We start from the raw sequence: 12,984 nt of genomic DNA, 5'->3' as shown, positions 1-12,984 counted from the left end.
GCGGCGGATCAGGCCGTGCGGTCCTCCGACGTCCCGTCGTCCATCAGCGGTGCGTGCAACCACGACACCATCTGTCGCAGGCCCTCGTAGGCCTCCAGCCGGGCGGCGTCGGTTCCCGCGGCTTCGGCGTCCTCGCAGAAGGCCCACATCCGCCTGACCGTCCGCGGGCCGGCGTGCATGATCATCTCGTGGCCCTCGCTGGCCCACTTCACGAGGGCGTAGCGCACGAGCGCCTCGACCGGGATCCCGGTCAGCTCGCCGAGCGCCTCGAAGGTCGGGAGGGGGTCCTGGCGGGTGTACTCGGCCACCTCGGACTTGAAGTTGGCGTGCGGGTCGTCGTCGTCCCAGGCGTCGGTGTAGGGCTGCAGGTCCATGCCCGCATCATGCGTCAGGCCGGCGCCGTTTCGGGACGAGCGACGTCGTCCCACGACCAGCCGTCGTCGTGCACGAACCCCTTCAGCCGTCGGCGCCGCTCGCGGCGCGAACCGTAGCGGCCGTCGATGTCGGTGGTCGTCGGCAGGGCGCCGCTGCCGACCAGGCTCCGCAGGTCCTCGGCGGTCGGCTGCGGAGGCGGTTCGTCCGCCGGTTCGATGAAGGAATGGGCCAGCGCGTCGAGGAATCCCTCGATGGCGGTGTCGAGGAGGTGCAGGTGGATCGGCGGTTCGTCGCGTCCCTGTGCCAGCTCGACGAGCACCAGCGCGTCGTCGAGGATCCCCAGGGCCACGGCCAGGGCGGTCTTGCGGTGGCGGCTGTGGAAGTAGTGCAGCACGGGATAGCTGTAGTGCTGCTGGGTGAGCGTGCGGATGTGCGTGGACAGCTCGAGCGTGACGTCGACCTGCTGGCTGGTCCCGGCCTCCGACAGCAGTCGCCGGGCGACGTCGTGGGGGGTGGGCCCGAGGTCGGTGATCTGCGCGGCCACTCGCCGTTTGAGGGAGACCGCGCTGATGACCGGGACGAGGTAGGTGATGCACAGGGTGAGGAGGACGATCCCGCTGACGGACGCCACCACCGTCGCGACGCGCCCGCCGGCGCTCGTGGCGAGGTACTCGCCGTTGCCGAGCGTGGAGAAGGTCACTCCCGCGTAGTACAGGGATTCCAGTGCCGACGCCGCACGGCCGGTGGTCGCCTCCACGACGTCGCCCGTGCCGAGCAGGACCAGCCACCAGGCCGCGAGGGCGACGACGAGCCACTGGACGAGCAGGCCGACGACCACCACGAGGCCCCCGAGCTCCATCACGCCCTGATGGCCACGGGCCGCCGTGCGGATCGCGGTCCACAGGGCCCGTCCCGTCCGCCGGCTGAACCAGCCACCGGGACGCCCGCTCGCGACGGTCGTGGCCACCACGTCGACGAGCAGTCCGACGAGCAGCAGCACTCCCGCGACGGTGTGGGCCATGGCATAAGGCTTGCCCCCCGAGCACCCCCCTCGAAACGCGGGAGGGTCGGGCAACCGAGTCAGGTCACCGGCGTCAGGCCACCGGGTCGCGGTCGACGGGGCAGGACATGCAGCGGGGGCCGCCGCGGCCACGGGGCAGCTCGAAGCTGGAGATCTCGTGGACGGTGATGCCGGCCTCGCGCAGCCGCCGGTTGGTGTCGACGTTGCGTTCGTAGGCGATCACCTCACCGGGGGCGATGGCCAGCGTGTTGTTGCCGTCGTCCCACTGCTCACGGTCGGCGCGAACCTCGTCCTCGCCGGTGGTGATGACCCGCAGCTCGTCGGTGGCCATCGCGTCGGCGATGCCGCGCAGCAGGTCGGGCTGCTCGGTGACCTTCATCTTGCCCCTGGCCCCCGGCTCGATCCGGTGGGCCCGGGAGACGTTCGGCAGCTTCGGCCACACCACGATCGCGTCGCGGTCCACCTGGGTCATGACGGTGTCGAGGTGCATCGTCCCGCGCCCCATCGGCAGCTCGACGGCCAGCACGAAGTCGACCGCTTCGGCCTCGAACAGGCTGGCGGCCAGGTTCTCCACGGCGATCGGCGAGGTGCGCTCGCTGACCCCGACCGCGACGGCGCGTTCCGACAGCACGAGCACGTCGCCGCCCTCGATGGTGGCGGGGAAGTAGTCGCGCTGGTCCTCGCCGTACCACACGGGACGGCCCGACATCTCGGGGTGGTGGGCGTACATCGTCGACCACAGCAGGCGTTCGGGCTGGCGGGCCGGCTTGTGCATGGGCGAGAGCACCCGGCCGCCGTAGACGTGGGCGCTGGGGTCGCGCGTGAAGACGGAGTTGGGCAACGGCGGCACCAGGAACGCCGTCGCCCCCAGCACGCCGCCGACGAACCCGTCACCGGCGCCGGGCACCTCGTCGACGGTGACCCCACCGATCAGGTGCTCGGCCAGCTCGGCCGGCGGCAGGTCGCTGAGGTAGCCGTGCACGCGGTCGACGAGCTCCACCCCGCACGTGTCGACGGTGGCCCGGCGGCTGATCAGCGCCGACGCGAGCTCCGGATCGGACACGACCGTGGTCAGCAGGTCGGCGAACAGCCGCACGGTGACGCCGTTGTCGGCCAGCACCTTGGCGAAGCTGTCGTGCTCCTCCTGGGCCTTGCCGACCCAGACGAGCTCGTCGAACAGCAGCTGGTCCTTGTTGGCGGGTGTCAGGCGCCGCAGCTCCAACCCCGGACGGTGGAGGATGACCTCGCGCAGGCGGCCGACTTCGCTGGAGACGCTCATGACACGGCAGCGTACCGGCCGGCCTCCAGCGGGGGTGGCTGCGACGGCGACGGCAACTCCTGTAGCGTGGCTGCCGTGGAGCTGTTCCTGCTGCTGGGTGTGCTCGGAGCCGTGCTGCTCGTCGTCGGGCTGGTCGGCGGAGAGCTGCTCGACGGGGTCTTCGACGCGATCGGGGTCGACTCCGCGGGCGGGTTCTTCTCCACCGAGGTGATCGGCGGGTTCCTGTCGGCCTTCGGGTTCGGGGCGTTCCTGCTGGACGGCGCCGGGCTGGGCCAGGTCGTCGTCCTCGGCGGTGGCGGTGCTGCCGGCGTTGCCATGGGCGGGCTGGCGCTGTGGTTGTCCCGGTCGTTGATGAACGTCACCACCGACGCCACCCCGACGTCCTCGGACCTGCGGGGGGCGCTGGGGAAGGTCATCACCCGCATCCCCGACGGCGGGTTGGGCGAGGTGCGGGTCAGCCGACACGGCCATCCGCTCAAGCTGTCGGCCCGCGCGGAGGAACCCATCGATCCCGGCGTGGAGGTCGTCGTCGTCGACGTCCTCTCCCCCACCTCGGTGCTGGTCATCCGCTCCGAGATAGAGATCGGCTGAGCGCTGCACGTTCGCCGATGCCCAGTCCTCCCGTCCACCCGAACCGTCGTGGGCACACCGCCCGTGCCCAACCCAAGGGGGTAGTCAGCCAACATGGATCTGTTGCTCATCGGCGGCGGGGGCTTCATCGCCCTTGCCGTGCTCGTCATCCTGCTCGTCGTCTCGCGGTATCGCGTGGCCGGGCCGAACCAGGCGTTCATCATCACCGGCCGCAAGGGCGGGTCACCCGTCCGCAACCCCGAGACCGGTGAGGTCTCCACTGACCTGTCGGGCCAGCGGGTCATCATCGGTGCGAGCACCTTCGTGCTGCCGGTCGTGCAGAAGCTGCACGTGCTGGACCTGTCGTCGCGGCGCATCCCCGTCGCCATCAGCGGCGCCATCTCCGCGCAGGGCATCAAGTGCGACCTGGAGGGTGTGGCGATCGTCAAGGTCGGTGGCACCGACGACGCCATCCGCGCGGCAGCACAGCGCTTCCTCAACCAGCAGGGCGGCATCGAGGTCTTCACCCAGGAGGTCCTCGCCGGTTCGTTGCGTGCGATCGTCGGCCGCCTGACCGTCGACGCGATCATCAAGGACCGTGCGGCGTTCGCCAGCGCGGTCGCCGAGGAGGCCGAGACCTCGCTGACCAACCAGGGCCTGGCGCTGGACACCTTCCAGCTGCAGGACATCCGCGCCGAGGGCGACTACCTGCAGGACCTCGGTCGTCCCGAGAGCGCACGCGTGGAGATGGAGGCGGCCATCGCCGAGGCGCGGGCCCGCCAGGCGTCGGAGGAGGAGCGCCTCAAGGCCGAGGAGCAGATCGCCATCGCCCAGCGGACCCTGCGGCTGAAGCAGGCCGAGATCCAGGCCGAGACCGACGCCGCCGAGGCCGACGCCCGCGCGGCCGGTCCGCTGTCGCAGGCGGCCAAGGACCAGGACGTCCTGCAGGCGCAGGAGCTCGTGGCCGAGAAGCGCGCCGCCCTGAAGGAACGCGAGCTCGACACCGAGGTCCGCAAGCCGGCCGACGCCGAGCGATACCGCGTGGAGACCGAGGCGGAGGGTCGCAAGTCCGCGGCGATCCGCGACGCCGAGGCCGACAAGGCCGCGGCGATCGCCCGGGCCGAGGCCGAGGCCGAGCAGGCCCGGCTGTCCGGTGAGGCCGAACGGGCCCGTCGTACCGCGCTGGCGGAGGCCGAGGCGATCGAGGGCGAGAAGCGTGGTGCGGCCGAGAAGGCCCGCCGCCAGGCCATCGCCGATGCCGTCCAGCGCGAGGGTGAGGCCGAGGGTGCCGCCATCCTGGCGCGCGGCCAGGCCGAGGCGGAGGCACGGCAGAAGAACGCCGATGCCTTCCAGTCCTACAACGAGGCAGCGGTCATCGAGCTGATCGCCGGGATCCTCCCCGAGCTCGTCCGTGCAGCCAGCGAACCGCTGTCCAACGTCGACTCCATGACGATCGTGTCGACCGACGGTGCGTCGAAGATGGCCCAGTCGGTGGCGTCCAACCTCGAGCAGGGCCTGACGATCGGGACCTCGCTGACCGGTGTGGACCTCAAGCAGATCCTGTCGCGGATCGGCAAGTCGGGATCGCTGGCCCCGGCGTTCGAGGCGATGGCCGGCAGCGACACCGACGACGACGTCGACCTGGCGCCTCGCCCGCAGGACCTGTTCGACGACGAGGGGTAGGGCGCCCCTCCCGGACGACCGCGGCCGGCCCCGGGGTGGGGCCGGCCGCTGCCACGAGCACGGGTTCGGGGATCAGCCGGCCAGGATGGCCTGGATCTCCTCCTCCACCGACGCCTCGATGGCGGCGGTGCCACCGAAGACCAGCACCCGTCCCACCGAGTCGCTGATGGAGGTGATGTAGTCGGCCACGCTGCCCGGCAGGGCGTCGGCCCCCGTCAGCAGGATCGGTCCCGGCCCGACATCGGGCCGACCGACCACCGAGCCGCCCGTCAGGGCGTCGGCGAAGTTGGCGCCGGTCGCCACACCGATGGCCGAGGGGCCGTCGAAGAACGCGGCCGCCACGTTGGCCGACACCTCGTAGGCGTCACCACCGACGATCGCGTCCGCCTCCTCGGGGAACGCCTCGGCAGCCGGCGAGCCGATCGGCACGACCTCCGGGGTGTCGGTGCGTCCGTCGAGGTACGCCCTGGTCTCCGGCGGCACCGTCGCGCCGTCGGTCAGCAACACGGCCGCACCGACGGTGCCGGTCTGGTCGAAGTCGGAGTCCCCGGCCACCACCGCGGCGGCTCCCGCCACGACCGCATGCGGGAAGTCCCCACCGTCGGCCAACAGCAACGTGCCGGGGTCACCCAGCTCCGCCGCGATCGCCGTCGCGGTCGCGAACCGGTTGCTGCCACCCAGCCGCACGACCACGTAGCCGAGCTCGACGACGCGGTCCTCCACGGCCTGGCCGAGTGCAGCTGTCCCGCCCAGCAGGTACACGGTGCCGCCGGGGCTCATGACGCGGAGCAGCTCGTCCTCGCTTGCCAGCGCCAGGGCATCGGGTTGGGTCAGCAACAACGCGGCGTTGCGGGCGATGGCCAGGGCCGTCCCGGCCTGCGCGTCGGGGAAGTCGTCGCTGCGCGTCAGCACGACGGCGTCCGCCTCCCCGTCACCGAAGGCGACCTGCGATCCGGCCACCGCGGTGGTGATCCGCTCGGGGCCCTCGACGCGTTCGGTCTCCTGCATGACCTCCACCGTGTGGTCACCGCAGTCGTTGCTGGGGTCGGAGTCGTTGCTGGTCGTGCTGGCGCACGCGGTGTTGGTGATCGTGCCCTCCGCCTCGGCGATGGTGGTGATGGTCACCGTCCGGGACGCCCCGGCGGACAGCGTCCCCAGGTCGCAGGTCACCGTGGCGCCGCTGGTCGTGCACGGCGCGGAGGCCCCGACCAACGCCAGGCCAGCCGGGATGGTGTCGGTCACCACCACGGCAGCGGCGGTGTTGCGGATGTTGGTCACCGTCACGGTGAACACGACCTCGTCACCGATCAGGACGTTGCCCGGCCCGTCCTTGTCGAGCTCGACGTCCACCGTCGTGGGGGTGGTGGGGACGGTCCGGGGTTGCACCTCGAAGGCACCGCGGTCACAGACCGCCGTGCCGTCGCTGTCACCGTCCTGGGGACGCGACACCCCGCGCTGGTCGGTCTCGCCGGCGCTGCCCGCCTGACCGCACGCAATGAACGGCGCCTGGGCGAACGTCGGACTGTCCACCTGCGCTGCGCCGGCATCGATGCCCTCGCTGCCGGGTCGCAGCGCCATGCTCTGCACGGGCTCGCCGGCATCGCCGGCAAGCGGGCCGCCGTTGGGGGCGAGGCCGGCAAGGTCCTGGGAGGTCGACGGGGCGTCGCTGGGGGCCGTCAGCTCGCAGGTGCCGTCGTCGTCGGAGTTCCCACCGAGGGAGAAGAACGAGGAGGTGCTCGGGCCCATGCAGGTCGGATCGGGCGTGGCCGAGGACTGCAGGATCGAGTTGAAGAAGCCCATGACGGCGACGCCGCCGTCATCGCGGACCTCCAGGGACGCCGGCTGTGCGGTCGCGCCGGCGTACTCCGGTGAAGCCATGGGTCGCTGGTTGCCCTCCACCGTGGTGTGCAGCAGGTCCACGAAGGACGACCCGGCGGTGGTCTGGCCGTTGCCCGCGACGACCATGACGCCGGCGCCGGCGTACGCGCGGTTGAACGCGATGGTGCTGTTGTTGATCGTGCCGGCAGCGTCCTGGTTGAAGATGCCGCCGCCGTCCCCGCTGGAGTTCTCCAGGAAGAGGGTCCCCTCGATGATGTCACCGGCCGCGGGATCGTTGTAGGTGCGGTTGCCGACCCAGAGGCCACCCCCCTCGCCCCACGAGCGGTTCCCCTCGATCACGCTGTCCGTGATCCGCATGGCGACGGGGCCCGTGGAGTCCGCTTCGCTGACATGGATGCCGCCGCCCTGCTCGGGCTCCCCGCCCTCGGGGTCGCCGTTGTGGCTGATCACCGATCGATCGATCGTCAGCCCCGACGACGCCCAGATCCCTGCTCCGGCGGAGGTGACGAACTGGCGTGCGCTCGGCAGGTTGGTCTCGTTCCCGGTGATGGTCGACCGGCTGACGACGAGGTCCCCGCACGCCGACGAGGCGATCCCGCCGCCCCGCACGGCCGCGTTGTCGCGGATGGTGGAGTCCTCGACGGTGACATCGGCGCCGAACGCGGCCAGGCCGCCGCCCCTCCCCGAGTCGGCGACCACGACGTTGTCCTCCAGGACGACGTCGCGGAGGGTCAGGCTGACCGCGGACGGGTCGGCGCAGGACCCGGTGACTCGGATGCCGGCACCGTCACCCGAGAACAGCGTGCCGCCAGTGACCGTCAGGCCCTGGATGACCACGGCCACCGGGCTCGTGGGGAGTCCGGCCCGGCTGCGGTCCATCGACTCGCTGGGGGTGCTGACGTCGAAGGCACGGTCGCCGATCAGGCCCTCCCCCGCGAATGTCTGGTTGCTGCCCTCGAAGGTCGACGCGTCGACGACGACGCCGGGACCGTGGATCACCAGGTCGCCGAGGATGTCGAGGTCGCCGATCGCGGCGTTCGGCCCGGGTTCGCCGGGGCTGTTGCCGCCCTCGGTCAGCGCGATGGTGGTCGACCCGCTCGGTGGGAAGACGGCGGCGTCGAAGACGATCAGGTCCGTCGTGCCGGGCGCGTTGGTGTTGGCCTCGAGGACCGCCTCGCGGAGGGTGCAGGTGTCGCCGCCGGGTGCCGCACAGCCCGTGGGGCTGTCGACGGGGCCGTCCGCGGTGGTGTCGACGACGTAGGTGGTGCCGTCCACCGTCGGTTGTGCGAACGCCGCTGCCGGGGTCAGCACCGCCCCGAGCAGGCCGAGCGCGAGCAGGATTCGTAGCAGTCTCATGGTGTCTCCCTCTGTCCGTGCGCACGCCAACAACCGCCCCCTCCCTCGGGTGGCATGCGTCCCTCAACACCACGGAACCTAGTCCCCGAACGGTCCGTTGTGTGACACCTCACCGATCCGTAATGAAACCACCGCTGCCGAGGATCACACCCCGTGGTGCCGGGCGAGTCGCAGGAGGGCGATGACGGTGATCGAGTCGGTGATCTCACCGCGGTCGACCATGGCGAGCGCGGTCTCGACGGGCACCTCCATGACCTCCAGCACCTCGTCGCCGTCGGGGTCGGCACCCACCTGCGTCAGGCCTCGCGCCACGTAGATGTCGGCTTCCTCGGAGGTGTGGGAGTTGCTGAGGTGGACCGTCGGCCCCAGCCGCGCCCACTCCTGGGCGACGTACCCCGTCTCCTCCCGCAGCTCGCGCTGGATCGCGGTCAGCCCGTCCTCGTCCGCGCCCGTCCCACCCTCGGGGATCTCCCACGACCAGGCGTCGAAGGGCACCCGCCACTGACCGACGAGCACCACGTTGCCCTCCTCGGTCAGCGGGACGACGCCGACGGCCAGCGAGGACTGGACGATCCCGTACAGGCCGGGCTTGCCGTCGGGTCGGATGACGTCGTGCTCGACAACTGTGATCCACGGGTTGGCGTAGACCTCGCGCGAGGCCACGATCGTCCAGGGGCTGGTGGAGAGGGGCACGGACGCACCTTACGCGGCGTGACGGAATAGCCCCAGCGACCGGGGTGTTGGACCGTCACTCGACAGCTCGCCGAAAGGGTTCGACATGCCGAAGGCCATCTTCAACGGTGCCGTCATCGCCGAGAGCGACACCACGGTCGTGGTGGAGGGCAATCACTACTTCCCGCCTGACTCGGTGAAGGCCGAGTACCTCGTCGACTCCGCGACCACCTCGGTGTGCCCGTGGAAGGGCAACGCGAAGTACAAGAGCGTGGTCGTCGACGGCCAGCAGGCCGCCGACGGTGCCTGGTACTACCCGCAGCCCAAGCCCGAGGCCACCGAGATCACCGGCCACTTCGCCTTCTGGAACGGCGTGCAGGTCACGGACTGACCGTTTGGGTCGGGCAGTGCGGGTCGGGCAGTGCGGGTCGGCGGGTTCAGGCGGCGGCCGGCGCCGACCGGCGTGCCGCCGTCCGTGCGTTGGGTGACGGGCCCGCCAGCGTCGAGCGGAGCGCGATCAGGGCGAGCTCGGACTGCAGCCGCATGACACCGGACGCCCCGGCCCCGAGCGGCAGGCCCAGCAGCCGGCGCGTCCCCGGGTCGAGGGAGCCGATCGCCCCGGCCAGCGTCGGCAGGTAGCCCAACCGCAGGACCGGGTCGACGGGCGGCCACAGCAGGAACCGGAGGGTGTCCCGCCCCTGCGGACCCACCGCCAGACGAGGCGCGAACCACGCCATGCGGTCCTCCAGCTCCTCCTCCGTGGTTGGCAGCCATCCCTCCTCCACGAGGGGAAGGGAGATGCTCCCGTCGGCCAGCGCCCGCGCCGGGTCGGGGTGGGCACGGAGCACGGTCGGGTCGACGCGGGGATCGAGGAGGGCAGCGATACGAGCCTGCTCGGCGACGAAGCGGTCGCGGTCGGCCGCCGACAGCGGGTCGCTGGCGAAGTCCGCGTCACTGCGCAGCCAGCTGACGGTGCCGGCCACGGACACCCAGGTCAGCAGCTCGGGATCGCTGGCGTCGTAGGGCCGCCCGTCCGGCGCGGTGCCCACGACCCGTCGGTGTGCCCCGCGGACGGCGGCGATCATGCGCAGGGCCTCGCCGGTGGCACCGAACGTGGTGACGGCGACGTAGGCGGAGGTGTCGCGAAGCCGCCCGAGCGGGTCCTCCAGGTACCGGGAGTGCTCGGCGACGCCGGCCATCGCGAGCGGGTGGGTCAGCTGGACCAGCAACGACCGGATGCCCCCGACGATCGACGCGGTGTCGGCGTAGAGCCGCCACGAGGCCGAGTCCGGGCCGAGCAGCCCGCGGTCGCCCTGCGGGGCCGAGGTGTCCAGCGGCGGCTCACCGAACGACCGGCGCAGCCACCCCCTGGCCAGCGGTGACAGCAGCGGCACGGGCACCTGGGGAAGGCGAGCGGCTGCGCGGCTGAGCACGGACATCTGCTGCCCAGCATGCCACCCACGCGTGTCGCCCAACCGGCCACCCGTCGCGGTTCGGCGACACACACGGGGTTGGCCGGCCACCGCACCCCGCCACCGTGTCGGCGAAACGGCCACCCGTCGCGGTGGGGCGACACACCGAGTGGTGTGCCGGGGCGCGGACGGCGTAGGCTCTGGGACGTGCGCGACCTCCACCTCACCGACGACTGCCGTTACAGCAGCGTCTTCGCGCGCATTATTCGCTCGGCCACGTAGCCCAGCGATCCACCGGGCTGCGCGAGCGGCCCGGACACCGACGCACCGGTTCTCCCTGCCGCAGACACGGCCCTCCACCCACGGAGAACCCCCATGCGAGAGACCCCTCGGCTCCACACGCTGCTCGTCCGCCATCGCGGTGAGGCCCGGACCCTGACGCGCCTCCTGCTGGCCGTCGACGGGCGTGCCTGCACCGTGCTCGGCTGTGCCACCCCCGACCCGTCGACGGTCGTGCTGTGGGTGGAGGTGCCGGGCGGCCGCCTCGACCACGTGCTCGCCGCCGTCCGCCGCACCGTCGGGCTGACCGGCCTGGCCGTCGCGCGGCCGGCACCGGCCACCGCGGTGACCGGGCTGCGCACCCACCTCGACGCCGAGGGTGTCGTCGACGTCAGCCTGGCCCGTGAGGACGGGGGCGTCACCCGGCGAGGGGCCGGCGACGGCACGTCGGTGGCCGACGCCATCAGGGCGGCCCTGGTCGCCAGCGGCGCCACGCCGTCCGACCGCGAGGTCTGGCTGCTCGTGCACCCGCTGACCCGCCGGCCCACCGCGGTGCGGCTGGACACCCCGGACGATCTGGATGCCTCGGACGATGAGGAGGGGACGCTGACCGCGTGGGTGGCCGACGGTCCGAGCCCCGTGGGCGCGGTGGCTGACGTGCTGCTCGCCGGCACTGTCGGCGACGGCGGTGCCACCACCGGCCTCGGCCGGGTCTCGGTCGACGCGGCCTGACCCGCGCTACTCCCCTGCCGCCGACACGGGCAGCGGCGCGTCGTCGACGACCGTCCGCAGCGCGAACGTCGAGACGATGTCGGTCACACCCGGCAGCCCGGCGATGTAGCTGCGGTGGATGCGTTCGTAGTGGGCGACCCCGTCGACGTCGAGGCGCAGCAGGTAGTCGGCCTGCCCGGCCATCAGGTGGCACGACCGCAGTCCCGGGCAGCCGACGACAGCGGCCTCGAAGGCATCGAGCAGCTCGACCCGCTGGCTCTGGAGGGTGATGGCGACCAGCACCGTCTGGGACCGACCGACGGCATGGGGGTCCACGACGGCCCGGTAGCCGGTCAGGACGCCGTCGTCCTCGAGTCGACGCACCCGACGCAGGCAGGCGGACGGCGACAGCCCGATCCGGTCCGCCAGGGCCTGATTGCTCAGCCGACCGTCGTCCTGGAGCGCACGAAGGATGGCTTCGTCTATTCGATCGATCATGGACGACAGATCATTCGACAGATCGCCGTGTTGGCGCAAGAATCGTCCACGAACGCGGCCCTCCGACCGTTCGATTGGCAATCCCCTGCACACCCGCCGTCAGTACGGTGAACCCGCAACGGCGACGACCCAGGAGGAACCACGATGCGCATCGGCGTACCCACGGAGATCAAGAGCGGCGAACGGCGTGTCGGGCTGACCCCGGAGAGCGCGGCCGAGCTGGTGGCACACGGGCACGACGTGCTGATCCAGTCCGGCGCGGGCGCCGGCATCGGCGCCGCTGACGAGGACTACGTCGAGGGTGGGGCCAGCATCGCGCCGGACGCCAAGACCGTCTTCGGCGAGTCCACGATGATCATCAAGGTCAAGGAGCCCCAGGCCGAGGAGCGGGCGATGCTGACCGCCGACCACGTGCTCTTCACCTACCTGCACCTGGCGCCGGACCCCGAGCAGACCGCCGACCTGGTCGAGAGCGGTGCCACCTGCATCGCCTACGAGACCATCATCGACCGTGACGGGCGGCTGCCCCTCCTCGCCCCGATGAGCCAGGTCGCCGGCCGCCTCAGCGTGCAGGCCGGGGCCCACGCGCTGGAGGTCTCCCAGGGCGGCGCGGGTGTGTTGCTGGGCGGCGTGCCCGGTGTGGCACCGGCCCGGACCGTGGTGATCGGCGGCGGTGTCGTCGGCGTCAACGCCATCGAGATGGCCAACGGGCTCGGGTCGGAGGTCACCGTCCTGGACCGTGACCTCGGCGTCCTCGAGCGCCTGGCCCGCCGCTTCGGTCCGTCGCTGCGGACGGTGTACTCCACCGGCGCAAGCCTCCAGGCGGAGGTGCTGTCGGCCGACCTCGTCATCGGTGCGGTGTTGGTCACCGGCGCCCGTGCCCCCAAGCTGGTCACCGCCGAGATGGTGTCGCAGATGCGTCCAGGGTCGGTGCTCGTCGACGTGGCCATCGACCAGGGCGGGTGCTTCGAGACCTCGCGGGCCACCACCCACGCCGACCCGACCTACGTCGTCGACGGGGTCGTGCACTACTGCGTGGCGAACATGCCCGGCGCGGTGCCGCGCACGTCCAGCTTCGCGCTGAACAACGCGACCCTGCCCTACGCGATCCGCCTGGCCGACCACGGCTACCGCGAGGTGCTGACCAAGGACCCGCTGATCGCCCACGGCCTCAACGTGCACCGCGGCATGGTGACCGAGCCCTCCGTCGCCCGTGACCTGGGCTACGACTACATCGACCCCATGACGGCGATCACCCGGGCCTGAGTCGGTTCCCGGCGACGGGACAC

12 protein-coding genes are annotated in these 12,984 nt (G+C 71.8%); 5 read left to right on the top strand and 7 right to left on the bottom strand.

Features of this window, described 5'->3' with window-relative positions:
* Positions 1–8 precede the first annotated feature (8 nt).
* The 3 genes from CUC05_RS14305 to CUC05_RS14295 form a co-directional block, all read right to left on the bottom strand.
* Positions 9–374, bottom strand: a complete 366-nt coding sequence (locus CUC05_RS14305; protein ID WP_108666804.1) for a DUF6027 family protein — start codon at positions 372–374, stop codon at positions 9–11.
* 14 nt (positions 375–388) lie between these two features.
* Positions 389–1,396 (bottom strand): potassium channel family protein, encoded by a 1,008-nt coding sequence (locus tag CUC05_RS14300; RefSeq protein ID WP_108666803.1) that lies wholly within the window; start codon positions 1,394–1,396, stop codon positions 389–391.
* Between the two features lie 73 nt (positions 1,397–1,469).
* Positions 1,470–2,675 carry an arginine deiminase gene (locus CUC05_RS14295; protein WP_108666802.1) on the bottom strand — a complete coding sequence of 402 codons (1,206 nt, stop codon included), beginning with the start codon at positions 2,673–2,675 and terminating at the stop codon, positions 1,470–1,472.
* Positions 2,676–2,750: 75 nt separating this feature from the next.
* On the opposite strand from CUC05_RS14295, the gene CUC05_RS14290 reads away from it, so the two are divergent.
* Both CUC05_RS14290 and CUC05_RS14285 read left to right on the top strand, forming a co-directional pair.
* Entirely contained in the window at positions 2,751–3,266 is a 516-nt protein-coding gene (locus tag CUC05_RS14290) for a hypothetical protein (protein WP_157965569.1), read from the top strand.
* Between the two features lie 93 nt (positions 3,267–3,359).
* The gene (locus tag CUC05_RS14285; protein WP_108666800.1) at positions 3,360–4,928 is read left to right on the top strand and encodes a flotillin family protein; all 1,569 of its coding nucleotides are present in this window, start codon (positions 3,360–3,362) and stop codon (positions 4,926–4,928) included.
* A 72-nt stretch (positions 4,929–5,000) separates the two neighbouring features.
* Here the strand turns inward: CUC05_RS14285 and CUC05_RS14280 are convergent, their stop codons facing one another.
* Positions 5,001–8,123 (bottom strand): cell wall-binding repeat-containing protein, encoded by a 3,123-nt coding sequence (locus tag CUC05_RS14280; protein ID WP_108666799.1) that lies wholly within the window; start codon positions 8,121–8,123, stop codon positions 5,001–5,003.
* Between the two features lie 144 nt (positions 8,124–8,267).
* Positions 8,268–8,816 (bottom strand): NUDIX domain-containing protein, encoded by a 549-nt coding sequence (locus tag CUC05_RS14275; RefSeq protein WP_108666798.1) that lies wholly within the window; start codon positions 8,814–8,816, stop codon positions 8,268–8,270.
* 85 nt (positions 8,817–8,901) lie between these two features.
* Here CUC05_RS14275 and CUC05_RS14270 point away from each other — a divergent pair, with 85 nt between their 5' ends.
* The gene (locus tag CUC05_RS14270; protein WP_108666797.1) at positions 8,902–9,186 is read left to right on the top strand and encodes a DUF427 domain-containing protein; all 285 of its coding nucleotides are present in this window, start codon (positions 8,902–8,904) and stop codon (positions 9,184–9,186) included.
* A 46-nt stretch (positions 9,187–9,232) separates the two neighbouring features.
* On the opposite strand, the gene CUC05_RS14265 is transcribed toward CUC05_RS14270, so the two are convergent.
* Positions 9,233–10,234, bottom strand: a complete 1,002-nt coding sequence (locus CUC05_RS14265) for an oxygenase MpaB family protein (protein WP_108666796.1) — start codon at positions 10,232–10,234, stop codon at positions 9,233–9,235.
* A 348-nt stretch (positions 10,235–10,582) separates the two neighbouring features.
* Here CUC05_RS14265 and CUC05_RS14255 point away from each other — a divergent pair, with 348 nt between their 5' ends.
* Positions 10,583–11,218 (top strand): hypothetical protein, encoded by a 636-nt coding sequence (locus tag CUC05_RS14255; protein ID WP_114476321.1) that lies wholly within the window; start codon positions 10,583–10,585, stop codon positions 11,216–11,218.
* A 6-nt stretch (positions 11,219–11,224) separates the two neighbouring features.
* Here CUC05_RS14255 and CUC05_RS14250 read toward each other — a convergent pair whose 3' ends face one another.
* Positions 11,225–11,695, bottom strand: a complete 471-nt coding sequence (locus CUC05_RS14250) for an Lrp/AsnC family transcriptional regulator (RefSeq protein ID WP_108666793.1) — start codon at positions 11,693–11,695, stop codon at positions 11,225–11,227.
* Positions 11,696–11,839: 144 nt separating this feature from the next.
* Here CUC05_RS14250 and ald point away from each other — a divergent pair, with 144 nt between their 5' ends.
* Positions 11,840–12,961, top strand: coding sequence for an alanine dehydrogenase (ald, locus tag CUC05_RS14245; RefSeq protein WP_108666792.1), 1,122 nt, complete (start codon positions 11,840–11,842; stop codon positions 12,959–12,961).
* Positions 12,962–12,984: the final 23 nt, after the last annotated feature.

The organism is Euzebya rosea (genome assembly GCF_003073135.1).
GTDB lineage: Bacteria > Actinomycetota > Nitriliruptoria > Euzebyales > Euzebyaceae > Euzebya > Euzebya rosea.
The sequence above is the reverse complement of the archived record's forward strand: the minus strand, read 5'-3'. Positions and strand labels throughout refer to the sequence as shown.